Here is a 22281-nt window from a genome sequence, read left to right as displayed (position 1 = left end):
CGGCCGCCGGCCTCGTCGACGCCCACGTCGGCAACCGGGCCGCCCGGTGGCCCGCGCGGCCGGTGTGGCTGGCACAATCCCGCCCATCGAGAGGAGCACGCACGATGGCAGGCACACGAGCACGGCCGGAGAGACGGCCGCACGCCAGGTCGATGTCACCGTGGGCGGTCGGCGTGGCCGCGGGTGTGACGGTCGCCGTGGCGGTGGGCACGGCGGCGTTCGCCGTCAGCGGCCGTGCGGCCGACGGGCGCGGCGTCGTCAGGGACGACGGCACGGTCGTGGAGCGCGCGGTGACCGAGGAGGAGAGCCGTAAGCAGCAGGGCTACTGGACCGAGGAGCGGGTGCGCGAGGCGGTGCGCGAGTCCAAGCCGCTCGGGCCTCTCGGGGTCGAGGGCGGCTGAGGGCGGCGACGGCCGAGAACGGACGGCGGGCGCTCACCGGGATGGTGGGCGCCCGCCGCTGTCATGCGCGTTGCGTCAGCCGTTGATCTTGTAGATCAGCGACCTCGCTTCGGAGGCGTGCTCGGAGGAGAACAGGTAGTTGTTCGACCAGTTGCCGTTGCTGTCGACGTTGCGGTGGCTGTTGACGCCCACGATCCGGATGTTGCCGCCGGCCACGCCCGTGACCATGGGGCCGCCGCTGGAGCCGTGGCCCATGTCGCAGTTCATCCGCAGCCGCTCGTCGAGCGGGTCCCAGTTGCCGCCGTCCACGGTGTTGCCGCGGCAGTACATCATGTACTCGCCGCCGTTGAAGTCGGAGTCGGGACGGTTGTAGCCGTCGAACGGGTAGCCGAAGGAGTGCACATCGGTGTGCTCGGGCCCGTCGCTGAAGTTGTATCCGTAACCGCCGACGAAGTCCTGGAGATTGCCGAGCGCGAGGTCCTTCTTGACGATGATGGCCCCCAGGTCCGAGGAGTAGTGGTCGCTGTAGTCGACCCACTTCGTCGGGACCATGACCCGGTCCTGGACCCACCAGTGGTACTGAGTGACTCCGTTGTAGCCGGGCAGGAACAGGAAGTTCTTGTAGAAGGCGCCACCCTTGCCACCGTGGAGGCAGTGGGCAGCCGTCCACACCGCGTTCTTGGTGTTGGACACGATCACCGAGGCGCTGCAGTTGTACGTGCCCTTGGGCGTCTCGAAGATCAGCTTTCCGGTGGCGCGGTACGGCCACGCCAGCTCGTTCGAGACACGGACGGAGCGGGACACCGTCGGCGCGGCGGCCGTTGTGGCGATGCTCTCCGCTCCGGGGTCTCCCGTGCTCGTGTCCCTCGGCGGCACCGCGTCCGCCGATACCGCCTGGGCCTCGGGTGCGGACGTCGGGCTGCTCTCCGTGGAGGCCGGGGCGGGGGCCGGCCCGGTTGCCGGATCGGCCACCGGGGCCGGGAGCGGGTTGGCGAGGGCCTCTCGGACACGCTCCGGCGTCCAGAACTCGCGTATCTCCTCCGGAGTGCTCGTGGCCTCCTGGGTCACCACCGAGGAGGGCTCCGAGCCGGAGCCGGAGGTGTTCGCCGCGGCGGGCGGTGCCGCGAACAGGCCGAGGCCGAGCGTGGCGGTGGCGAGCGCCGCCGCTGTGCCGTGCTGGAGTCGGCGCAGGCGTCGAGACGCCATGGTCGTGCTCCTCTCGCTGTGAGGAAAGTCGGACTGACGACCCCTCTACGCGGTCAGGGCAGCCGACCCGCGCCACAGTTGAGTGATCTGGAGCACAGTTCCGGGATGCCGGGCAGGCCGGGCGACAGGTCGGCGGCAGGAGGAGGCGACACGGCCGGTACGGCCGGCGGTTCCGGGAGCCGCGCTTCCGGCAGTCCCGGGACCGGGACCACCGGGACCGGGACAGGGGCTGCGGGCAGCGGCAACGGCTCCGGGGAGGCGGCGGTCATCCGCGTCGGCCCGCTGTCCGTACGCCGATGGGACGCAGGCTGCGTCGGCGGCCGGGACGGGGCGTGCGGCGTGTCCGCCTCGACGGATGGGGCGGCGGGCTCGTTCGGCAGGGATGGGCCGCGCGAGTCGTCGTACGGAGCGGGGTGGGCGACCGAGCCGGACATGGGCGGTGCCGGGGGCGGCGCCGAGGCCGCTCCGTCGCCCACGAAGGGCGACACCAGAGCCAGCCCCGTGATCACCAGTGTCGCCGCCGCGGAGGCCAAGGCAGCGGCCGGCGCACCGCCTTCGACGCGTGGACGCCCACGCCACAGGCCCACGGCGAGGGCCAGCGTCCCGGCCAGCACCGCTCGCAGGGTCCGCCGGGCCCGGCCGAGCAGCGACTCGACGGCCTTGTACGTCAGGCCCATCCGTTGGGCGACCTGCTCGACGTCGAGGTTCTGCGCCCTGAGCCGCAGCGCCTCCGCCTGGCGGCCCGGCAGCTCCGTGCTCTTGAGGGCGAGCCACTTCGCCTCGGCCAGCTCGCACACGGTCTCCTCGGGAGACCCCGCCCAGGGGCCGGCCGGTATCGGGTGACGCAAGGCCACACGGGCGTCCCGGCTCATCTGCCGGTACCGGTCGACGCACAGCCGGATGGTGACCGACGTCAGCCAGGCACCCAGTCGCTCCGCGTCCAGGTGCGGGCGCTCCGCCGCGCGGACCATCGCCTCGTGCACCGCGTCCTCGGCGTCCTCGATGCTGACGGACCGCTTCCGTGCCACTCTCAGCAACTGCTCGCGGTGGCTCCACATGTTCTGCCACGGGTCCGCCGCTCCCGTACCGGACGTACCAGGTGCAACGGGTCTACCGGGTCGGTCGGAGCTCCCGGGGTGGCTCGTGGGCAAGCGCATGCCTCTCTCGTCGCCGCGGTCGAAACCGGCGCCTTCGGACGCCCCTTGACCGGACTCGTGTGTGCGCGCGCAGTATACGAACGCGCCGACGCGGAACCGGGGCCGCCGGCACCGGTGGCCGGCGCTGGGAGGGGAGCCGGCCGCCAGCGGCGCACTGACGGCCGGTTACCGCGGCCTCGGGGCGGTCAGTCGACAGGCGTACCGCCTGGGACCATCACTTCGGAACCACTTGGTGCCGAATCGCCTCTTCGAATTCCCCGACGACGCGCTTGCCTTGCTCGGGGCTGGTGATCACGACATTGGCGTACCCGGGCGCGACGATCGAGAGCCAGCCCTTGCGGGGGTCCCGCTTGGTCGTGAAGAGGTAGGTCTTTCCGGGCTCCAGGAGAGGGTCGCCCTCCATGAGCATCGTGCTCTTGTCCTCCGGGTCGTAGCCGCCCTCCTGATTGACGACCACCTCGCCTCCGACCTCGCCCTTGAGCGCCCGCAGCACCTCGACACGGAACTGCGTCTGCGGCATGACGGTCCCCGGGTTCGTCGTGCCCTTGCCCTCCGATCCCGCCTTTTCCACAACGCGACCCAGGAACACGTGCTCGGCAAACCCGGTCAGTTTCCTCTTGTCTCGCACATCGAATGCGAAGAACGCCTCCGCACTGTACGTTCCGCCTTCCCTCTCCTCATCCGTGCCTCCGAGCACCAAGGCGCCGGCCCCGATGGTGAACGCTGCTGCCAGGGCGGCGGCCACCGCAATCCTCAGTCTTCCCATGATGGAATGTCCCCTTCTTCCGGCCTGCATCCGGCCCTCAGCCCCACAGCTCGTAGTAGTCGGCCCTGTCGTGACTCTGCGGTGTGTTGACGCCGTTACAGCAGTACGCGGACATGAGCTCGGTGCTGTACGAGTGGCCGAGACCCAACGCGTGCCCCAGTTCATGGGCTCCCGTGGTGCGCTTGTTGAAGCTCGAGAGCTTATCCATCTGGTAGCGATTGAAGTTGATCAGATCCGAGAGAAGGCGCGGCTGCCAGTATCCAATGGTCGCCGTCGAGGAATCGTAGTAGTCGCCGTATTCCAGGTCCGTGGTGCTCACCGCGTCGTCAGCCGCGATGTTGACCTTTCCGAGCTTGTTCCATTCACTGACGCCCCAGTTCTTGGCGTCGTCGTACTGTGTGTAGTCCTCGTATTTGATCTCGTAGTTCCATGTGGCGTCCACGGAGTCGTCTCCGGTGAAGTGAGCCTGTGCCGCAGTGGCTGAGACGAGGACCAAGGACAGGGCACTGACGAGTGCCAAGGCCGGCTTGGCTGCCCCCTTGCGCAGTGATCGCATGATCGATCCCATCAACTCTCCGCTTACGCCGCCCCTCGTGGTGGAGCGGCGCTGTCACCTCTCTACGGAGCTGGACAGCGGGTCCCTCGCGGAGGAGGAAGATTTTTCGCGCCGGGGGCCGTCAGGCAGAGCCCCGGGCCGGTGGCCCGGGGCTCCGGGGTCGGGGCAGGACCGTACGTAGTGCCGTCGCGTCAGCGGAAGCGGGCTCGGGTGGTTGCCCGTGCCGTCTCGGTGCCGTGTTGGAGGAGGCGGACGACGATGGTGCGGTGGCCGGTGCCGTAGGAGGACGTGGTCAGGGGGAACGACCAGTTGGTGAGGCCGTCGGCGGGGCGCCAGGCGGACGGGTCCGCCGGGGCGTTGCGGGGGACGACCTGCCATTCGACGCGGGCGTCCGGGGTGACGCGGAAGTGCGTTCGGGCGGCTTGGGACGGGGTGCCGTCGCGGACCGCGCGGGCGTACAGGACGTGGTCACCCACGGGGAGGCGGCCGGCCTCGGCGTGCCAGGTTCCGGTGGCCTCGTCGAGGCGGGCGGAGATGGGGGCGGCGAAGCCGGGGTCGTCGAGGGAGAGCTGTACCCGGCGGGTCTCCGGGCGGCCACCGACGCCCTCCGGGTCGGTGCCCGCGTCGGGGAAGGCGAACCGGCCGCCGGCTACGACGGTTTCGCCCTCGGTGACCTCCGTTCCGTCCGCGGGCGAGCTGATGGTGGCGCCGAACTCGAGGCCGGTCGGGGGCAGCGGCGCGGGGTCCAGCGACAGGCTCGTGGCGTGGTCGCCCTCGTAGCCGGCCACCAGCAGCGCGGTGGTGTCGGACAGCAGTTGGACGGTCAGTTGCTCGCCGGTGAAGGCGTGCCGGGCGGTCTCGAAGTCGATGGTGAGCTTCGTCCAGGACCCCGTGACCGGCTGGGCGGTGGCCTTGCCGCGGCCGATCTCCCTGTCGGTGGCGAGGAGGACGACGCTGGGGGCCACCAGGGCGGCCGGGGCGCGGGTCTTCACGTACAGCTCGGCCCGTACCTTCGATCCGGAGGCGAGCGGCTCGCCCAGGGTGTCGGTGGCCGGGTGGGCCGCCGTCGGCAGGTACGGCGCGGCGGAGGACAGGGTGTCCCCGACGGCGCAGCCGTCGGCGTCGCCCGCCCGGTCGGTGCGGTCCATGGTCCGCTCGGCCGAGCAGTCCGCCGGCTGGTGGAGGTAGTAGGTGAAGGACTGGGGGGACAGCGGACGCTGGGGCTGCTCCTGGGACCGGGCCGTGAGGGTTCTGCGGAGTACGTCGAGCGCGCCGGCGGGCGTCGCCACGTCGTCCAGGCCCGCCGACATCCCGGTGGGCAGCGGCGCCGGGTCGTCCGTACCGTCGCCGTCCCGGTCGTAGCCGCCCCAGATGCTGTCCCTGATGGCGCGGTCGGCGGCGAAGAAGTCGTCCTCGGCCGGCCGTTCCGGGAGGAGGGACCGGCCGAGCAGGACGTCCACGGCGCGGCGCGCGGTCTCGGGGGTGGCGGCCCCGTATCCCTCGAACAGGACGTTGCCCGCCGTGTGCGGGGAGGCGAGCGGCCAGCTCGCGGAGGGGAGGTTGTCCGCGCCCAGGGGGAAGGCGTTCTTCAGGACGGCTTCGCGGAGTTCCGCCCGCGTGAGCCGGCCGTCGTGCAGGTATGCGCTCTCGGGGACGGCCGTGCCCTCGGCGACGGCCTGGCCGCCCTTCTGCCCCGCCCGCTCGTCGCCGATGGCATCGCGTACCCGCTGGAGCGTCGTACCGAAGACGCCCGCCGTGTACGGGGTGGCCGCCGACGTGCCGCTGAACTGGTCCTGGCAGTGGACACCCGTGTGGCAGGCCGAGGGCAGGCTGCCGATGCCCCACGAGGACAGGTGTACGGGCATGCCGTCACCCACCACGGCCCGCTGGTCGTCGCGGCGCAGCGCGCCGATGGTGATGTTCCAGTCGGGTCCTGTCTGGTCGGAGTGCCAGGTGCTCACGGGTACGTCGAAGGCGTTGCCGACGCCGTTGCCGGCGGCGAACAGGACGGTCTGGCCGCGCTCGGCGGCCTCCTTGGTCACCTCCTCGCCGCTGACGACCGGGCCGACGGGTGCGCCCCCGACGTAACCGAAGGAGTGCGAGGTGATGTCCACCCAGGGGTAGGTGGTGGCGACGGTCTCGTCGAGGCCCTCGACCACGACGAGGAGGCAGGTGGGGCAGTAGCCGTAACGGTTGCCGGCCGAGACGGAGGCGGAGCCGGTGCCGTGGCCGTGGTCGTCGAGGACCGGGTGGGTGCCGTCGAGGCTCGCCGAGTACGCCCCGATGATCTTCGTGCCGGGGATCCAGTGCAGCGTGCCGCCGGGCACCCGCGCGCTCGTCCACAACTCCTTGTCCTCGGCGGGGAGGTGGCCCTTGTCGAGGGTGACGGGGATCGCGGGGGCGGAGGCCGGGTAGCCCGGGATGTACTCCGAGGGGTGGCGGGTGAAGTTCCTGGTCAGCGCCAGTACATCGGGGTCGGGGTAGGTACGGGCGGAGAACTCCAGGTGGTAGGGGTTGATCCCGGTGTCGGCGACGCCGATGACGGTGACCGGCGGGGCGGCGGCGAGCCGGCCGGCGGCGCCCACGAGCACCGAGGTCGTCTCACGGCGCTCCAGGCCGGAGGCGTCGGTCGCCTTGAGGGTGACCAGGTGCCGGCCGTCGGGCAGGTGGGGCGTGACGGTGGTGTCCGTACCGTCGTCGAAGTGTCCGTCGGCGTCGAGGTCCCAGGCGGTGGCGACGGGCGCGGTGCCGCCGCTGACCGTGCCGCTGAGCCGCTGTTCGGTACCGGTCTCGAAGGTGTACGGGCCTCCGGCGTCGACGGCCGGCCGCGGGTCGGCGGTACGCGTGCTGGCGACGACCCGCGCGGTGACGTCGGCGGTCACGGTCGCCCATTTGACGGCGACGACCTTCCAGGTGCCGGCCGCCGGTGCGGAGACGGACGTCTTCTCCGGGTGCCCGGACGACTCCGACTGCGCGACGACCTTGCCGGACGGGTCGGCGACCCGCAGGTCGTAGTCCTGTGCCGTCGTCGTCCAGGAAAGGCTGACGTCCAGGGTGCGGACCCCGGAGGGGACCTCGAAGGGGAACTCCACGGTCTGGCCCGTGGGGAAGGCGCCGGGGGTCGCGTCCGTCCGCGTCTCGTCGAGCAGTTCGGTGCTCGTCTCCTCACCCACGACGATCTTCACGGTGTCGGTGGCGGCGGCACCGACGGCGTCGGTGACGGTGAGCCTCACCTCGTACGCGCCCGGGGCCAGGCCCGTCGTGTCGAGCGCGGCGCTCGCGGCGTCCCGGCCGTTGATCGTGCCGTGCTCGGTGGTCCAGGACCAGGTGTAGGGCGCGGTGCCGCCGTAGGCACTGCCGAGCACGACGGCCTTCTCGCCCGCGGTGACGAAGGCGCTGTCGCCCGCGTCCGCGTGCAGCGGCGCGGGCTGGGCGGGGGCTTGGGGCGCGCCGGTGCGGGCGGTCCCGGTCACGTCGACCGTGCCGCTGACGGGCTGCTTCACCTCGCCGTCGACGACCGGTCGGCCACCGACCGTGGTGACGGTGACGCCGGGGTCGTCAGCCGCGACGGCGGCAGGGGTGAGGGCCGGGGTGAGGGAGACGGCGAGCATGAGGGAGGTGGCGGCGGCGAGACGTATCGATGGTGTGCGTGCCGGCCATGTGCGCCTCGACCAGGCGCGTGTCGACCATGTGCGTACCGACCATGTGGGCATCGGCCATGCGCGTACCGAGCACGCGCGTACCGACCATGTCCGTATCGACCATGCGCGTTTCATCAGCCCGTGCTCCACTTCTTCGCGCAGGTCTTGAGGTCGGCCTTGACGTGCCCGCCCCGGTCCACGACGACGGGCACCTGCTCCAGGACCCGGCCGTTCTTCTCGCAGGACAGCGTCCAGTTCTCGATGAGGCCGCCCACATGCTGGTCGGTGGCGTCGTGGAGGGAGGCGGTGAGCGTCCAGGACGGCGTGGCCGAGGCCCAGTTCTCGACGCGCAGGACGTAGGTGCCCTGGACGGGGTCTTCGAGGAGCACCCGTTCCTTCTCGCCGACGGAGCCGGTCGACCGGCCGGCCTCGGTGAGCGAGCCGTCGGCGTTCCTGCGCAGCACGTACAGGTCGAGGTCGTCGGGTGTCGGCCAGTCGAGCGTCACCTGGAGGAGGTCGGCCGCCCGGTCGACGGTGAACTCCTGCTCGGTGGGCTGGGCGGGCAGGGTGGTGCCGGTGTACGTCTGGCGCTTCAGCGGCTCGGCGGAGATGACGCGGATCTGGCGGGCCTTGACGACGGGGCGGGTGGAGGGGTTGACGTGCCAGGTGTAGGCGCCGCCCGCGCCGACGGTCAAGGTGGTGTTGAGCGTGTCGCTGATGCTGCCGGACCAGGTGGGGGTGTCGAAGCGCTTCTTCAGCCGCAGGGTGGCACCGGCGGGCGCCTTGCCGCTGATGACGGCGTGCGCCTGCGCGTCGGCGGCGCTCTCCAGTGCCAGCAGGAACGCCTCGCGGTTGCCCTTCCCCGCGTACGGGCCCGCGCCCACGTACTCGTCGACGACTTCGGGGAACGGCGGGTGGAACTCGTCGGGCCCGATCTCGAAGGTGTAGCCGTAGCCGCCGGTCGCGTTGTACGACCAGTCCTCGGTGGTGCCGGTCGTGTCGTACAGCTCCCAACTGTGCTGACTGGTGTAGCCGTTCTGATCGGCCATCCGGTCGCCGAGCTCCTTCATCGCCGCCTCGTCGGGCGGGTTGCCGATGGGCAGGCCGTCGGGGCCGACGGTGTCGGGGGCGACGCCGTTGGGGCGCAGGACGAGGTTGGAGAAGGTGTGGTTGGTGATCAGTCCGGTGACCTGCCGGCCGCTGACGAGTTCACGGATGTTCCGCGTCTCGGGCTCGGAGAAGGGCGCGGCGCCGCGGTAGGTGGCCTGCACGGGCTCGGCCGCCGCGCCGGGACCGCCCCAGAAGCCACCGTAGTTGCGGTTGAGGTCGACGCCCGCGCCGAAACCGCCGGGGCTGCTCGCGAGGCCGCATTCGCCGGCGAGCGGCGCGAGGCCGTCGACGATCCGGCAGTTCTTGCGTTTGTACGCGTTGCCGGGCGTGGCCAGGATCGAACCGGTGCCGCCCTCGTCGACGGTGCGCAGGTCGATCAGGTGCCCGTCGTCGACGGACTTCTCGAAGCCGTCGACGTTGACGACGGGGACGACGATCACGCGGGCCTTCTTCAGCAGCGTGGTGATGCGGTCGTCGGTCCCGTGGTTGCGGGCGAGGTCGAAGGCGAACTCGATGGCGTGCTCGCCGGAGGGCCATTCGCGGGCGTGGTGGAGACCCAGCATGAGGAAGACGGGCCGGCCGTCGTCGGCCGCGTCCACTTGGTGGGTGATCTCGACCCCGTACACCTGCTTGCCCTCAAGGCTGCGGTGGGGCAGGGCGAACTTCCTTACGAGCCCCGGGTGTTCGGTGGCGAGGCGGTCGAGGTCGGCGTTGTAGTCGGCGAGCCGGCGGTACGTGTCGCGTCCCGACGGCAGCGGTGAGGCCGTGGTGGCGGCGGCGTAGGCGCGGTTCGCGGCGTTCACCTCCGACTCGCGCCGGACCAGGTCGGGTATGCGGACCTGCCAGTCCAGCCCCGCGGCACGCAGCGCCAGGGCATCGCCCGCGTGGTGCAGGACGACCTCGACGTAGTCGTGTCCGGCGTGCTCGGTCAGGTCCAGGCCGAGCGCGACGAGCCTGTCCTTGTCGGCGCGGGTGGGGGTGCTCACCGTCACCAACTGCGGGCGGAACTCCGCCGCCGCCGCGGGCACCGCACTCCCGGGAAGCAATCCGCCACCGGCCGCCGCGACGGCGGCCGCGGCCACGGCGCAAGCGATCGCCCTGAATCTACGAGATCGTCGGGATGAAGCGACCACATGAACTCCTGTCAAAAGGAGCTCCGCCAGGTGCGCCCGGCATGCCTGTAGGCCGCCGGTTCACCGGGCGTTGCCCGATCCATGGGGGGAGGCGCACGGAACATACCTCAGGGCATGGCATGTACACGAGTACCTGGGAGGTGATCCGGAGGTCTGTCTTCCGGGTCCTCCGGCAGGCCGGACGGTCACCCGGTGAAGGGTGCGCCGACACCGCTCCGGATGGTGATCTCGTGACCCTCACCGGCCCAGTGAGCTGCGACCTGACCCGCCGGCTGCCGAGCCTGAGGGGCGGCAGCCGCCCGTCACCGGGGTGGGGCTATGCTCCCCCGCATGGTTGCGGCCCGGCTGACCCCCAGCATGTGGTCCCGCTCTCGTGCGGCGGGGCCATTGCGTACGTGGGTGCTGGCCGCACTGCTCCTCGCGCTGGCGTACACGCACGGGGTCAGCGGGGAGAGCGCCGCCGGCCATGCGCACCCCCGGGCGTCCAGCGCGGTGACCCTCGCTGCCGACGGAACCGCCCCGGCAGGTCACACCCACGACCACACCGTCCCGGACCACGGTGAACGGAACGCCGACCATCACGACGCCCCGTCGCCCGATCACGCGGCACACCATTGCGTCTCCGGCCAGCCCGAGCAGGGACCAGCACTCCCCGCCCCGTGCGAGGCTCCGCTGACCGTCGGCGAGCGATTCCCGCGCATGTCCGTGCTGATCGCCACCCGGCCTGACGCCGTCGCCTGGCCTCCCGCGCCGCCGGATTCAACGGTCCTGCGGATCTAGCCCTCTCCTCGGCGCACCTTCACGTCCTCCACTCCGCCACCCGCCGGTGGGCGGCAGCTCAGCCATGCGTTGCTGCGCCGCTGTGCCCACCGCCGTGGTGAGGAGCGGCGTGAGGCGCTCGGCCGTACCCGCGACTCGGTTTTCCGCCCCATTTCCGCGTCCCGACGTCCCGACGTCCCGACGTCCCGCACCGGGCGTCGCGCCCCCATTCCCCCGTCCCCCCATCACCCCTGCCCGTGAAAGGCCGGCTCTTGCCCTCGTCATCCACTCTCACCGCGCCCCCAGCCCCGAGCCACGGCCCGTCCCCCAGGAGTCGGGAAGGCGCCTCGTTGCCGTGGCGCTTCCTCGGCTACGTCGGCTACTACGTGGGCGCCGGGCTCATCAGCGGTGCGGTCGTCCACCACCCCATGGACCCGACCCGCTACTCGTTGATCGCGGCCGCCGGTGTTCTGGTCTTCCTGGTCGCCACCTTCCTCAACGAGGTCGTCCTCGCGTCCGAGAAGCCCGCCCTGGCGAAGACGCTGCGGGTGCTCGGCGCCTCCACGATGTTGTCGTTCGGCCTCGGCATGCTCAGCGGCGGCATGCAGCATTTCGCCGACCTGCCGTACCGCTGCGCCGTTCTCATCCCCGTGGGCCTCGTCCTCGCCTTCGTCGCCTACTTCCTGAAGGAGGACAAGAAGCCCTGGCGACGCGTCTTCGGCCTCATGGGGCTCGCAGTCCTCGTCGTCGCGGCTCTCACCTTCGCGGGCCTGCGCCATTACGCCCCCACCATGGGCGAGGCCGGAGGCGGTCACAGCCACGGCAACGCCGTGACCGAGAAGACTGACGACGGAGGACACGGCACCAACCGCAACGCGCCTCCCGGTAACGCACCCACCACTCCCGCCCCCAACCCCACGGCACCCGCAGAAACCCACCCCGACGAGGAATCCGGCCACGACGACGGCCACCACCACTGAGCCCCGCCCGCCGCCCCCGCGTCACCGACTCGGCGGTGACGCGGGCCTCATTGCCGGCCAGAACGGTGCGCCCGTCGGCGATTGACGTCGCCGACGAGCGCACCGCCCGCTCTGTCCGCCGTGTTGATCCCGGCACCCGAGACCTTGCCCTTGCGAACGGCCCTCCGGCTAGGCAACGCGCACAGGGCCCGCACCTTGGCCGAGCCCACCCGTGCCCTTCGACGGTCCGGTGCGAGCTCCTGCGGAATAATCGTGACATGGCATCCACGCCCAGCGTCTCCGAGCTCCGCCGCGCCAAGTTTGCCCGGCGGCTCCCCACCAAGCTGTCGATGCTCACCGGCCCGACCCACGGGACTGTGCGGCTGCCATTGCATCTGGCCTGGTCCGGCCTGACCCAGTTCGATCTCGACCAGCCACGGCTGCGGATGAGCTACTACCGCATCGTCCTGGCCGAGGGCATGCACGACGACTTGGTGCACCACCTCAACCGTGACTTGCTCGTCAGCATGTGGCCCGTGCTGCGCACGCTGATCAGCCGCGACCTCCGTGCCGTCTGGGAAGACGCCTTCCCCGAGCTGGCCTCGACCGCGCGGACCGCTGCGTGAACCTGACGGAACTGCACCGCCGCCTCCTTGCCGACGTACTGAGCGTGGGCGACGCCTACCCTCTGGCACTCACCGGCGGATACGCCGTCCAGGCCCACGGCCTGGTCAACCGGCTCAGCCAGGACCTCGACGTCGCCACCGAGAACCCCGACCGTATGGAGAACATCGTCACAACCGTGCGTGCCGGGCTGGAGGACCGTGGTTGGCAGGTGCAGGCGCTGGAGACCGATCCACTCTCCGCCCGGCTGATCGTCACCGACCCCGCCAGCGGCGAGGAGTGCGAGGTCGACATCCTCAAGGAAGCACTGTGGCGGCCTCCCGTTCGGATGGAGCACGGGTTGGTCCTCTCCCTCGAGGACGTCATCGGTACGAAAGTCCGCGCGCTGGCCGACCGCGGCCTCGCCCGCGACCTGATCGACGTACGCGCCGCCGCAGACCGCTGGAGCCACACCGAACTCGAAGAACTCGGCCGCCGCCACGCCCGCGACACCTTCGACATCACCGACCTCCAAGCCCGACTCGCCGGAGCCGACTGGATCGACGACACCGAGTTCGCCGCCTACCGACTCGACGAAGACGCCATCGCGGAACTGCGCCGGTGGGCACAGGAATGGGCCGACGACATCGCGGAACGGCTTCAGGAATTGGAGCCCCCACAGGAGGACTGAGACGCCCAGGAGCGGCTCCAGCTCGGGTTGTTGGTGGGAGAAACCGCTGTGGCTGGGGTGGTCGGCTCCACGGCTTTAGCCACCTCCCCGGCCCAGGTCCCGCGCCGAGCAAGACCAGGGGCCACTCGTGCCTACGGCGTCCCCGTCGCGTCCGCCTGAGGCGCGTGGTTGGCGCGGCGGGCTCCGAGGAGGAGCAGGGTGTTGGCGAGCAGGAAGAGTGGCCAGGGGGTGGTGATGAGGATGACGGCGTCCACCAGGCCCCAGATGCCCAGCGTCCAGGCGATGAAGGGTGGTGGTGTGATGCCGCGGCGGTTCAGCCACAGGACGATGAGGCCGACCACGACGAGCGGTGGGCCGAAGCTTTCCAGGGAGAGCCAGAGGGCGCTGTTGGCCGGGCTCATGTGGGAGAAGTCTGCGCCCCACAGTGCCCCGCTGAACCACTCGCCGGCGTGGCGGGCTGCTCCCTCCAGGGTCAGGGCGAGGAGCGTGTGTGCGGCTCCGAGGAGGACGAGGAGCCAGCCGGCGCATTTGATCATCTGATGCGTCCCATCTGTTGCGGCAGTTATGGAACCGGTGGTTTCGATACTCTTGGTTTCGTATGATGCAGCCATGTCTGCGCGAACGCAAGCCCGTAACCAGGGGGGCCGCCCCCGGGACAGCCGGGTCGATGACGCCATCGCCTCCGCCGTGCGGGAGCTGCTGCAAGAGGTGGGGTACATGCGGCTCACGATGGCCGAGGTGGCCGCGCGAGCGGGTGTGGGGAAGGCGGCGATCTACCGGCGCCACGCCACCAAGCAGGAGATGATCTTTGACGTTCTCCTGCCGGATCGGTTCCTGGCCGTGGCGCCCGACCGCGGATCACTCCGGGCCGACCTGGCCGCCGTGCTCGCCGAGATCGCGGACAGCATGGCCGCGCCGCCGCCGGGGACGATCCCGGGGCTGCTGGCCGACATCCACGCCGACCCCGCGCTGCGTGAGCGGTTCGACGAGAAGTACCTCGGAGCCCAGCGCCAGACCCTCACGGAGATCCTGGACCGCGCGGTCGCGCGCGGCGAAATCACCAGCCGCCCCGACCCGGCCGCCCTCAACGCCCTGCTGGTCGGTCCCGTCTTCGCCTGGCTGTTCCTGCTGTCCGAATCCCCCGGCCGGCTCCCCGCCCTGACCTCCGCCCTGCTCGACGCGACGCTCGCCCTCACCCGGCAGTGAGACGTGACGTGCGGGGACGGGCGCTCGGGCAGCGGAGGGCCAGGGCCGCGATGTCGTCGTCGAGGCGGCCGCCGCTGTAGTGGAGGAGGTCGCGGTGGAGGCGGTCGAGGAGGTCGTGGGGTGGCAACAGGGGCTGTTGGGCCAGCCAGTCGGGGAGGGGGAAGAACTCGCCCGCGCGGTCGCGGGTCTCCGTCACGCCGTCGGTGTAGAGGAGTAGTTGGTCGCCCGGGGCGAAGGGGACGGTGTCGACGTAGTAGGTGTCGCCGATGAGGGTGGCGAGGTTGAGGGGCGGCGAGGGGGTGGAGGGGTCCAGGACGCGGGTCCGGCCGTGGTGGACGAGCAGGGGTGGGGGGTGGCCGCAGTTGAGGATTTTGAGCTCGCCGCCGCCGCGGGTGACCTCCGCGATGAGGACGGTGGCGAAGCGCTCCGGGACGTCGGGGCCGGGGAACGCGGCGATGTAGCGGGTGATGCTGGTTTCCAGGCGCCGGGCGATGCCCCGCAGGTCGGGTTCCTCGTACGCGGTTTCCCGGAAGGAGCTGATCACCGCCGAGGCCGCTCCCACGGCGGACAGGCCCTTGCCGCGTACGTCACCGATGAGCAGGCGTACCCCGTACGGGGTGTCGGCGGCCTCGTAGAAGTCGCCGCCGATGCGGGCCTGCTCCTGGGCCGCGAGGTAGAGGGATTCGATCTCGATGTCGCTGATGCGGTACGGCAGGGGGCGCAGCAGCACCTTCTGGGCCGCGTCGGCGACGAGCCGGACGTGGAAGAGCGTCTCCTCCCGCTGGAGGCGGAGGTGGCTCGCGTACGCGGCGGCCAGGGTGACCGCGACGATCGCGGCCCCCGTGTACGGCGTCCCCAGATCGGTGTGGAAGAAGCTGAGGGTGACCATGACCAGCAGGCAGAACGTCCCCAGCAGGATCGTGGGGAGCACGGGCCACATCGCGGCGGCCAGGGCGGGCGCGGCGGGCAGCAGGCGGCTGAAGGCGATCTCCCGTGGAGTGGAGAACGCCAGGCCGGCGATGAGAACCGTGAGGATCACGGGGGACAGCAGTGCTGCTTGCCATGTGCCGCCGCGGGGAACGCGGCGGCGGCGCAGGCGCCCGAACGTGATCATAAAAGCCATCATATCGGGACATAAAGGTCGTCGATCAACGACGCTCGTTCAGTGGCGGGTGAGCAGGGTCTCGGAGGCGATGCGGGACAGCTTCTCCGGGTTGCGGACGTAGTAGAGGCCGGTGATACGGGCGTCCTCGACGCGGACCGCCAGGATGCCGTCGAACACGCCGTTCAGGTGGACGAGGAGTGCCGGGTTGCCGTTGACCGCGGTCGGAGCAAGGGAGAACGTGCGGTCGGCCTTGCGCCAACTGCCGAGGAACATGCGGACGACCTTGTCCGCGCCGGCGACCGGCCGCAGCGCGGCCTTCTTCACGCCACCGCCGTCGCCGACGAGGACGACCTCGGGGGCGAGCACGTCGAGGAGGCCCTGCGGGTCGCCGGTTTCGACCGCGCGGCGGAACGACTCCAGGGCCGCCCGGGTCTCGCGGGAGGAGACCGCCTGGCGGGGGCGGCGGGCATCGACGTGCTTGCGGGCGCGGTGGGCTATCTGGCGGACGGCGTCGGGGCTCTTGTCGACGGCGGCGGCGATGTCGTCGTACGGCAGGTCGAACACCTCGCGGAGGACGAAGACCGCGCGTTCGGTGGGTGAGAGCGTCTCCAGGACCAGCAGCATCGCCATGGAGACGCTGTCGGCGAGCTCCACTTCCTCGGCCACGTCCGGGGCGGTGAGCAGCGGCTCGGGCAGCCAGGGGCCGACGTACGCCTCCCGGCGGCGCTTCATGGCGCGCAGCCGGTTGAGGGACTGCCGGGTCGTGATCCGGACCAGGTAGGCGCGCCGGTCGCGCACCTGGCCCGGGTCCACCCCGACCCAGCGCAGCCAGGTCTCCTGGAGGACGTCCTCCGCGTCGGCGGCCGATCCGAGCATCTCGTAGGCGACGGTGAAGAGCAGATTGCGGTGGGCGACGAACGCCTCGGTCGCGGGGTCGTTGGCAGGGGCCGTGGTGTGGTCGTCGCTCATCATCTCTCCGCATTTCTCCTTCGCTGGGCCGCTACGCGCCGAGCCGGGCCTGAAGCAGCTCCCGGCGCTCGTCGTCCTTGAACCACAGGTCGCGCGAACCGGGCTTGCGTGCCTCGTACGCCAACTGCTTGACGGTGTGTTCGACGACGAACTCCTTGAGCTTCGCGCCAGGACGGCCGCTGAGCCAGAGCCCGACCGCGCTGTCGTTGCGGCGGGCGTACTGGAAGAAGCCGGCACGGCGCCCCAGGCTGATGCACTGGCCGGCGAACCCCACCTCGACGGGCGCGGGCCGCTCACCCGCGATCCGGCTGAGCACGGTCTCGGCGGCCTGCGGGCCGAGCTGCACCGCGGACTGGCAGCCCATCCGGAACGGCAGGTCCGAGGGTGCCGCCGAGTCCCCGGCCGCGACGATACGTACGTCGTCCACGCTGGTCAGCGTCTCGTCCGTGAGCAGGCGGCCCAGGGCGTCGGTACGCAGCCCACTGCGCGCGGCCAGCTCCGGCACGCCGAACCCGGCGCTCCAGATGGTCACGTCGCCCGGCACCGTGCGGCCGTCACCGAGCCGCACGGCGTCCTCCGTCACGGCCGTCACCTCCGTACCGGGGCCGTCGAGCACGGTCACACCGAGCCCGGCCAGGTACTTGGCGACCGAGCGCCGCCCCCGCGGGTGCAGGTACGGGCCGAGCACGCCGCCGCAGACGAGGGTGACGGTGCGGCCCGCCTCCGCCAGCTCGGCGGCGGTCTCGATGCCGGTCGGACCGGCGCCGACGACGGTCACCGCGGCCGTGGCGGGCGCGGCGTCGACGACCGCCCGCAACCGCTGCGCCTCCTCCAGGGTGGCGATGGGGTGGGCGAACTCCGCCGCCCCGGGCACCCGGGGGCCGGCGCTGCCGCTGCCCACCGCGTAGATCACGTAGTCGTAGCCGACCGTGCCGCCCGACGCCAGCGTCACGCCGCGCCCGGCCGCGTCGATCCGGGTCGCGGTGTCGACCACCAGCCGTACGCGCTCGCTCAGGACTTCCCGGTAGTCGACGACCGCGTCCTCGGAACCGCCCACCAGTTGGTGCAGGCGGAGCCGCTCGACGAAGGTCCGGCGCGGGTTGACCAGCGTCACGGTCACGTCGGCGCGCCGCGTCAGGCGGTTGGCCGCCATGACGCCGGCGTATCCGCCACCGATCACGACGACCTCGGTGTTCCCAGCCATGGTGTCTCCTCCGTCTCCAGGGATCCGGTACCAGGGGTCCGTTTCCAGGGGTCCGTTCCGGTCCGTTCCCGGGGGTCCGTTCCCGCGTCCGTTCCAGCGGTTCGGCCTCAAGACACCGCGTCGCGGGCCGCTGTGACGGCGTGTGTCGCGGATCACCATGAGTGGCCGGATCGAGGACGGGCCCCCAGCGCCAGGGCGGCCGCGAGCAGCGAGGTCAGGGCGAGGACGCCGAACATGCCCGGGTAGCTGCCCAGCCCGTGGGCGAGGGTGGTGCTCGCCCAGGGCGCGATGGCCGCCGCGACCGTGACGGGCGCGGCGAGGAGACCCGACAGGCGGCCATAGGCACCGGTGCCCCAGCGGTCGGCGACGGCCGTGGCCTGGAGCAGGGTGAGGTTGCCGCGCACCATGCCCGCGGCGATCGCGAGGGCGGTCAGCAGGGCGATGGGCCCGGGGACGAGCGCGAGGGCCAGGGTGGTGGCGCCGCCCGCCGCGATGAGGGCGGTCGTACGGGCCGTGGCGGTGGTACGGCGGGCGAACGCCGCGTACAGCGTGCGGCCGAGGGTCTGGCCGGCTCCGCCGAGCCCGAGGGCCCAGGCCGCCGCGGTGGCGGACGCACCGCGTTCCAGCAGCAGCGGGACGAGGCCGATGACGACCGCGTACATGGCGAAGCCGGAGAGGGCGAAGGCCGCGGACAGGAGGACGAAGGGGCGGGTGCCGGCTGTCGGCCGCTGGGCGGCGGGCAGTTGGGGGCTTGCTGCCGGGGCCGGTGGCCAGGGGGCGCGGAGCGCCAGGGCGTGGGCGGGGATCGTGACGGCGGCCAGGATCGCGGCGAGTACGGCGTAGGTGGCGCGCCAGCTCAGGTGTTCGGCGAGGGTCGCGGTCAGCGGGGCGAAGACGGTGCTCGCGAGGCCTCCGGCGAGGGTGACGATCGTGAGGGCGCGTACGCGGTCGGGGCCCCACCAGCGGGTGACGGCGGCGAAGGCGGGGTGGTAGAAGGTGGCCGCCATCGCGGCGCCGGCTGCCGCCCAGGCGATGAAGAAGACGGCCGGGTTGGGGGCCGCCGCGATGGCGAGCAGGGCCAGGGCGGCGAGGACGGAGCCCGCGGTCATCACGGCGTGGGGTCCACGGCGGTCGATGACCCGGCCCACGGGTATGCCGACGACGGCCGAGACAAGCAGGGCCAGGGAGAACGCGCCGGTGGTGGTGGCGGGGGACCAGCCGGTGCCGGCGGTGATGCGCGGCAGCAGGACCGGGAAGGCGTAGTAGACGATTCCCCAGCTTGTGATCTGGGTGGCGCACAGGGCCGGCAGGACGGCGCGGGGCCGCGACCGGTCCCCCGTGCCGGTCGCGGCCCCGTGCGCGCCGAGGTGCGGCATGGGCGCGCGTCAGCAGCCGCCGGAGGAGGAGGCGCCGGCGCCGATCCGGAGCGTGGCCGGGGCCCCGCAGCAGCCGCCCGCGCCGGACTCGGCCGTTTCCGGCTCGTCGAAGAGGCCCGCGCCGCCGCACACTCCCGTTTCCGGGAGGGTGAGTTCGACGCGCTCGGCGGCCTCGCGGTCGCCCGCGAGGGCCGCGGCGATGGAGCGGACCTGCTCGTATCCGGTCATGGCGAGGAACGTCGGGGCGCGGCCGTAGGACTTCATGCCGACCAGGTAGACGTCCTTCTCCGGGTGGGCGAGCTCGTTGACACCGTGGGGGTAGACCGTGCCGCAGGAGTGGACGTTCGGGTCGATGAGGGGCGCGAGGGCGGTGGGGGCCTGGAGGCGCTCGTCGAGACCGAGGCGCAGTTCGGCGAGGTGGGACAGGTCCGGGCGGAGGCCCGTCAGGACGACGACCTCGTCGACGGGGTCGAGGCGGCGGCCGTCCTCGCCGACCAGGACGAGTCCCTCGTCGGTGCGCTCCACCGCCTGGGCGCGGAAACCGGTGACCGCCGAGGCGTGCCCGGCCTCGACGGCCGCCTTGGCCCGCAGGCCCAGCGCACCGCGTGCGGGAAGCTGGTCGGCCTCGCCGCCCCCGTAGGTCGCCTCGCTCAGTCCGCGGCGCAGGATCCAGACGGCGTGGGTGCCCGGCTCGTCCCCGGCCAGGTCGGCGAGGTGCGCGAGGGCGGTGAAGGCCGAGGCGCCGGAGCCGACGACAGCGGTGCGCCGGCCCGCGTAACGGGCCCGCACGGCGGGGTCCCTCAGGTCCGGGACGCGGTAGGCGATGCGGTCGGCGGCCGCGCGCTCGCCGAGGGCGGGCAGGCCGTTGCCGCCGAGCGGGCCGGGGGTGGACCAGGTGCCGGAGGCGTCGATCACGGCGCGGGCGGTGAGACGCTCCTCGCGGCCGTCCGGGCCCAGGAGGTGGACCGTGAACGGCTGCTCGTCGCGCCCGGAGTCGACGACCCTGTCGCGGCCCGCCCGGGAGACGCCGGTGACCCGCGCGCCGTACCGGACGCGGTCGCCGAGGGCCTCCGCCAGCGGCTGGAGGTACCGGTCGGCCCAGTCGCCGCCGGTCGGGTACGTGGCACCGTCGGGCTTCACCCAGCCGGTGGGGGCCAGAAGCTTCTCGGCGGCCGGGTCGACGAGCTCGGCCCACCGGGAGAACAGCCGCACGTGCGACCACTCCCGTACGGCGGAACCGGCGGTCGGGCCCGCTTCCAGGACCAGCGGTTCGAGGCCCCGCTCGACGAGGTGGGCAGCGGCGGCCAGACCGATCGGGCCGGCGCCGATCACGACGACGGGCGGCTCCGGTGTGGTGGGCGCGTTCACGGCGACTCCCTTTGGTTCGACGTTTGTCGATGCCTTGCACGATCAGCATGGCACCTGCTTCGACGCCCGTCAACATAGACAGATTTCAAAACAAACACCGAGGCCCCCCGCCTTTGATTCGACATGTGTCAACATAGAGGCATGTCGATTGCGAAGGCGCTACCGCTGCTGGAGTCGGACGTCGAGCCGTGCTGCCCGCCGCTGAACGAACGCCCGCTGACGGCCGAGGAGGCGGTACGTACCGCCGCGATGTTCAAGGCGCTCGGCGATCCGGTGCGCCTGCGGCTGTTCTCCGCCGTCGCCTCCCACGAGGGCGGCGAGGCGTGCGTGTGCGACATCTCCGACGTCGGCGTCTCGCAGCCGACCGTCTCCCACCACCTGAAGAAGCTCAAGGAAGCCGGACTGCTCACCTCCGAGCGGCGCGGGACGTGGGTCTTCTACCGGGTGGAGCCGTCCGTCATGGCGGCCATGGGACGGATGCTCACCAGCAAGGCGTGACCCGCCCCGGCAGGGACGAGCCGAAGTCCACGCCGAGCCGGCGCGGGTGGTGACCGGCGGCGAGCCCCGCTTGGCCGCCGCCGATCACCACCACGTCGGTGCCTGGCCTCAGGCGGTGGCGAACTTCCGCCGCCAGGCCAGGGACACGTACACCAGCGCCACCAGCACCGGAACCTCGATCAGCGGGCCGACGACGCCCGAGAGCGCCTGGCCGGAGGTCACGCCGAAGGTGGCGATGGCGACCGCGATGGCCAGTTCGAAGTTGTTGCCGGCCGCCGTGAAAGCGAGCGTGGCGGTGCGGTCGTACGCGAGGCCGATCGCCTTGCCGAGGGCGAAGGTGCCGAACCACATCACGGCGAAGTACACCAGCAGCGGGATCGCGATCCGGGCCACGTCCAGCGGCTGGGAGGTGATCGTCTTCCCCTGGAGGGCGAAGAGGATCACGATCGTGAAGAGCAGGCCGTACAGCGCCCACGGGCCGATCTTCGGCAGGAACTTCGACTCGTAGGACTCCCGGCCGAGCTTCTTCTCGCCGATCCGGCGGGTGAGGAAGCCCGCGAGCAGAGGCACGCCGAGGAAGATGACGACGTTGAACGCGATCTCCCACATGGAGATGTCCAGCGACTCGCCGTTGCCCAGGCCCAGCCAGCCGGGCAGCAGGTCCAGGTAGAACCAGCCGAGCAGGCCGAAGGCGAGGACCTGGAAGACCGAGTTGAGGGCGACGAGCACGGCGGCCGCCTCGCGGTCGCCGCAGGCCAGGTCGTTCCAGATGATGACCATCGCGATGCAGCGGGCGAGGCCCACGATGATCAACCCGGTGCGGTACTCGGGCAGGTCCGGCAGGAAGATCCACGCCAGCGCGAACATCACGGCCGGGCCGAGGACCCAGTTGATGACGAGCGAGGAGATCATCAGCTTCCGGTCGCCGGTGACGGCGTCGAGCTTGTCGTACCGGACCTTCGCCAGGACCGGATACATCATGATCAGCAGGCCGACGGCGATGGGCAGCGAGATCCCGCCGATCTCGACCTTCGCCAGGGCGTCGTTCAGGCCGGGGACGAGGCGCCCGAGGCCGAGCCCGAGGGCCATGGCGAGCAGGATCCATACGGCGAGGAAGCGGTCGAGGGTCGACAGCTTGGCGACGACCGAGGATTCCTCGGTCGTCGCGGTGGCGGGTGCTTCGGTGCGGGTCACGGGCAGGCCCTCTTGTTGTCGGCAGCGGTACGAGCGGTGGCGGCCAGCTCGGCGAATTGGTCAGCGAGTTGTGCGATGACGTCGGGGCGCAGCTTGTAGTACGTGAAGCGGCCGCACGGCTCGGTCTCCACGACCCCCGCTTCCCGGAGCACTCTCAGGTGGTTGGAGAGGTTCGTCTGCCGGGCGCCGGTCTCCTCCACGAGGTGGGTGGTGCAGAGGGTCTCGCGGGCGAGCAGGGTCACGATCCGGAGCCGCAGCGGGTCCGCCAGAACCCGGATCAGTTCAGTGTCGACTGACGTCATCATGGGCTGATACTGTCACATCACTGGTGGCTGACACCATCGGATACTGATGCGAATCGGTCCGGCCCCTCACCCCG

21 protein-coding genes are annotated in these 22281 nt (G+C 71.6%); 7 read left to right on the top strand and 14 right to left on the bottom strand.

Features of this window, described 5'->3' with window-relative positions:
• Positions 1-104: 104 nt before the first annotated feature.
• Entirely contained in the window at positions 105-401 is a 297-nt protein-coding gene (locus tag AB0J57_RS13570; RefSeq protein WP_366128241.1) for a hypothetical protein, read from the top strand.
• A 75-nt stretch (positions 402-476) separates the two neighbouring features.
• On the opposite strand, the gene AB0J57_RS13565 is transcribed toward AB0J57_RS13570, so the two are convergent.
• The 6 genes from AB0J57_RS13565 to AB0J57_RS13540 form a co-directional block, all read right to left on the bottom strand.
• Positions 477-1607, bottom strand: coding sequence for a hypothetical protein (locus AB0J57_RS13565; protein ID WP_366128240.1), 1131 nt, complete (start codon positions 1605-1607; stop codon positions 477-479).
• Between the two features lie 53 nt (positions 1608-1660).
• Complete coding sequence (locus AB0J57_RS13560) at positions 1661-2665, bottom strand: sigma-70 family RNA polymerase sigma factor (RefSeq protein ID WP_366128239.1); 1005 nt, start codon at positions 2663-2665, stop codon at positions 1661-1663.
• A gap of 313 nt (positions 2666-2978) precedes the next feature.
• The gene (locus AB0J57_RS13555; protein WP_366128237.1) at positions 2979-3530 is read right to left on the bottom strand and encodes a hypothetical protein; all 552 of its coding nucleotides are present in this window, start codon (positions 3528-3530) and stop codon (positions 2979-2981) included.
• 37 nt (positions 3531-3567) lie between these two features.
• On the bottom strand, positions 3568-4098 hold the full coding sequence (locus tag AB0J57_RS13550) for a matrixin family metalloprotease (protein ID WP_366128236.1): 531 nt from the start codon (positions 4096-4098) through the stop codon (positions 3568-3570).
• A gap of 179 nt (positions 4099-4277) precedes the next feature.
• A complete protein-coding gene (locus tag AB0J57_RS13545) occupies positions 4278-7697 on the bottom strand; it encodes a S8 family serine peptidase (RefSeq protein WP_366128235.1) in 3420 nt (1139 codons plus the stop codon).
• 164 nt (positions 7698-7861) lie between these two features.
• Positions 7862-9919 (bottom strand): M14 family zinc carboxypeptidase, encoded by a 2058-nt coding sequence (locus AB0J57_RS13540; RefSeq protein ID WP_366128234.1) that lies wholly within the window; start codon positions 9917-9919, stop codon positions 7862-7864.
• Positions 9920-10300: 381 nt separating this feature from the next.
• On the opposite strand from AB0J57_RS13540, the gene AB0J57_RS13535 reads away from it, so the two are divergent.
• The 4 genes from AB0J57_RS13535 (at position 10301) to AB0J57_RS13520 (ending at position 12982) form a co-directional block, all read left to right on the top strand.
• Entirely contained in the window at positions 10301-10750 is a 450-nt protein-coding gene (locus AB0J57_RS13535; protein ID WP_366128233.1) for a DUF6153 family protein, read from the top strand.
• Between the two features lie 329 nt (positions 10751-11079).
• Positions 11080-11709: a hypothetical protein gene (locus tag AB0J57_RS13530; RefSeq protein WP_366128232.1), complete on the top strand. Its 630-nt coding sequence runs from the start codon at positions 11080-11082 to the stop codon at positions 11707-11709.
• Positions 11710-11966: 257 nt separating this feature from the next.
• Positions 11967-12314: a transcriptional regulator gene (locus AB0J57_RS13525; protein ID WP_366128231.1), complete on the top strand. Its 348-nt coding sequence runs from the start codon at positions 11967-11969 to the stop codon at positions 12312-12314.
• On the top strand, positions 12311-12982 hold the full coding sequence (locus AB0J57_RS13520; RefSeq protein WP_366128230.1) for a nucleotidyl transferase AbiEii/AbiGii toxin family protein: 672 nt from the start codon (positions 12311-12313) through the stop codon (positions 12980-12982). Before AB0J57_RS13525 ends, AB0J57_RS13520 begins: the two co-directional genes overlap by 4 nt.
• 131 nt (positions 12983-13113) lie before the next feature.
• Here AB0J57_RS13520 and AB0J57_RS13515 read toward each other — a convergent pair whose 3' ends face one another.
• On the bottom strand, positions 13114-13518 hold the full coding sequence (locus AB0J57_RS13515; RefSeq protein WP_366128228.1) for a DUF6463 family protein: 405 nt from the start codon (positions 13516-13518) through the stop codon (positions 13114-13116).
• Positions 13519-13591: 73 nt separating this feature from the next.
• Here AB0J57_RS13515 and AB0J57_RS13510 point away from each other — a divergent pair, with 73 nt between their 5' ends.
• Entirely contained in the window at positions 13592-14188 is a 597-nt protein-coding gene (locus tag AB0J57_RS13510) for a TetR/AcrR family transcriptional regulator (RefSeq protein ID WP_366128226.1), read from the top strand.
• Here the strand turns inward: AB0J57_RS13510 and AB0J57_RS13505 are convergent.
• From AB0J57_RS13505 to AB0J57_RS13485, 5 genes are all read right to left on the bottom strand, one after another.
• Positions 14175-15302 (bottom strand): PP2C family protein-serine/threonine phosphatase, encoded by a 1128-nt coding sequence (locus AB0J57_RS13505; protein WP_366128225.1) that lies wholly within the window; start codon positions 15300-15302, stop codon positions 14175-14177. The two genes, AB0J57_RS13510 and AB0J57_RS13505, sit on opposite strands and share 14 nt — an antisense overlap.
• A 48-nt stretch (positions 15303-15350) precedes the next feature.
• Complete coding sequence (locus tag AB0J57_RS13500) at positions 15351-16262, bottom strand: RNA polymerase sigma-70 factor (RefSeq protein ID WP_366128224.1); 912 nt, start codon at positions 16260-16262, stop codon at positions 15351-15353.
• Positions 16263-16293: 31 nt separating this feature from the next.
• A complete protein-coding gene (locus tag AB0J57_RS13495; protein WP_366128223.1) occupies positions 16294-17466 on the bottom strand; it encodes an FAD-dependent oxidoreductase in 1173 nt (390 codons plus the stop codon).
• A gap of 152 nt (positions 17467-17618) precedes the next feature.
• Positions 17619-18842 (bottom strand): MFS transporter, encoded by a 1224-nt coding sequence (locus AB0J57_RS13490; protein WP_366128222.1) that lies wholly within the window; start codon positions 18840-18842, stop codon positions 17619-17621.
• Positions 18843-18851: 9 nt separating this feature from the next.
• Entirely contained in the window at positions 18852-20210 is a 1359-nt protein-coding gene (locus AB0J57_RS13485) for an FAD-dependent oxidoreductase (RefSeq protein WP_366128220.1), read from the bottom strand.
• A 141-nt stretch (positions 20211-20351) separates the two neighbouring features.
• On the opposite strand from AB0J57_RS13485, the gene AB0J57_RS13480 reads away from it, so the two are divergent.
• On the top strand, positions 20352-20708 hold the full coding sequence (locus AB0J57_RS13480) for a metalloregulator ArsR/SmtB family transcription factor (RefSeq protein ID WP_366128218.1): 357 nt from the start codon (positions 20352-20354) through the stop codon (positions 20706-20708).
• Positions 20709-20816: 108 nt separating this feature from the next.
• Here AB0J57_RS13480 and arsB read toward each other — a convergent pair whose 3' ends face one another.
• The gene (gene arsB, locus AB0J57_RS13475) at positions 20817-21902 is read right to left on the bottom strand and encodes an ACR3 family arsenite efflux transporter (protein WP_366128216.1); all 1086 of its coding nucleotides are present in this window, start codon (positions 21900-21902) and stop codon (positions 20817-20819) included.
• Complete coding sequence (locus AB0J57_RS13470) at positions 21899-22207, bottom strand: metalloregulator ArsR/SmtB family transcription factor (RefSeq protein WP_366128215.1); 309 nt, start codon at positions 22205-22207, stop codon at positions 21899-21901. The genes arsB and AB0J57_RS13470 overlap by 4 nt, the downstream gene beginning before the upstream one ends.
• Between the last annotated feature and the right edge of the window lie 74 nt (positions 22208-22281).

This window comes from Streptomyces sp. NPDC049837 (genome assembly GCF_040674455.1).
GTDB lineage: Bacteria > Actinomycetota > Actinomycetes > Streptomycetales > Streptomycetaceae > Streptomyces.
Note: the sequence above shows the minus strand (reverse complement) of the source record. Positions and strands in the feature narration are given on the sequence as shown.

Coding starts and splice junctions, on each gene's coding strand:
- AB0J57_RS13570 (WP_366128241.1), top strand. CDS start 105: ATGGCAGGCACACGAGCACGGCCGGAGAGACGGCCGCACGCCAGGTCG.
- AB0J57_RS13565 (WP_366128240.1), bottom strand. CDS start 1,607: ATGGCGTCTCGACGCCTGCGCCGACTCCAGCACGGCACAGCGGCGGCG.
- AB0J57_RS13560 (WP_366128239.1), bottom strand. CDS start 2,665: ATGTGGAGCCACCGCGAGCAGTTGCTGAGAGTGGCACGGAAGCGGTCC.
- AB0J57_RS13555 (WP_366128237.1), bottom strand. CDS start 3,530: ATGGGAAGACTGAGGATTGCGGTGGCCGCCGCCCTGGCAGCAGCGTTC.
- AB0J57_RS13550 (WP_366128236.1), bottom strand. CDS start 4,098: ATGGGATCGATCATGCGATCACTGCGCAAGGGGGCAGCCAAGCCGGCC.
- AB0J57_RS13545 (WP_366128235.1), bottom strand. CDS start 7,697: ATGCTCGCCGTCTCCCTCACCCCGGCCCTCACCCCTGCCGCCGTCGCG.
- AB0J57_RS13535 (WP_366128233.1), top strand. CDS start 10,301: ATGGTTGCGGCCCGGCTGACCCCCAGCATGTGGTCCCGCTCTCGTGCG.
- AB0J57_RS13525 (WP_366128231.1), top strand. CDS start 11,967: ATGGCATCCACGCCCAGCGTCTCCGAGCTCCGCCGCGCCAAGTTTGCC.
- AB0J57_RS13515 (WP_366128228.1), bottom strand. CDS start 13,518: ATGATCAAATGCGCCGGCTGGCTCCTCGTCCTCCTCGGAGCCGCACAC.
- AB0J57_RS13510 (WP_366128226.1), top strand. CDS start 13,592: ATGTCTGCGCGAACGCAAGCCCGTAACCAGGGGGGCCGCCCCCGGGAC.
- AB0J57_RS13505 (WP_366128225.1), bottom strand. CDS start 15,302: ATGATCACGTTCGGGCGCCTGCGCCGCCGCCGCGTTCCCCGCGGCGGC.
- AB0J57_RS13500 (WP_366128224.1), bottom strand. CDS start 16,262: ATGAGCGACGACCACACCACGGCCCCTGCCAACGACCCCGCGACCGAG.
- AB0J57_RS13495 (WP_366128223.1), bottom strand. CDS start 17,466: ATGGCTGGGAACACCGAGGTCGTCGTGATCGGTGGCGGATACGCCGGC.
- AB0J57_RS13490 (WP_366128222.1), bottom strand. CDS start 18,842: ATGCCGCACCTCGGCGCGCACGGGGCCGCGACCGGCACGGGGGACCGG.
- AB0J57_RS13480 (WP_366128218.1), top strand. CDS start 20,352: ATGTCGATTGCGAAGGCGCTACCGCTGCTGGAGTCGGACGTCGAGCCG.
- AB0J57_RS13470 (WP_366128215.1), bottom strand. CDS start 22,207: ATGATGACGTCAGTCGACACTGAACTGATCCGGGTTCTGGCGGACCCG.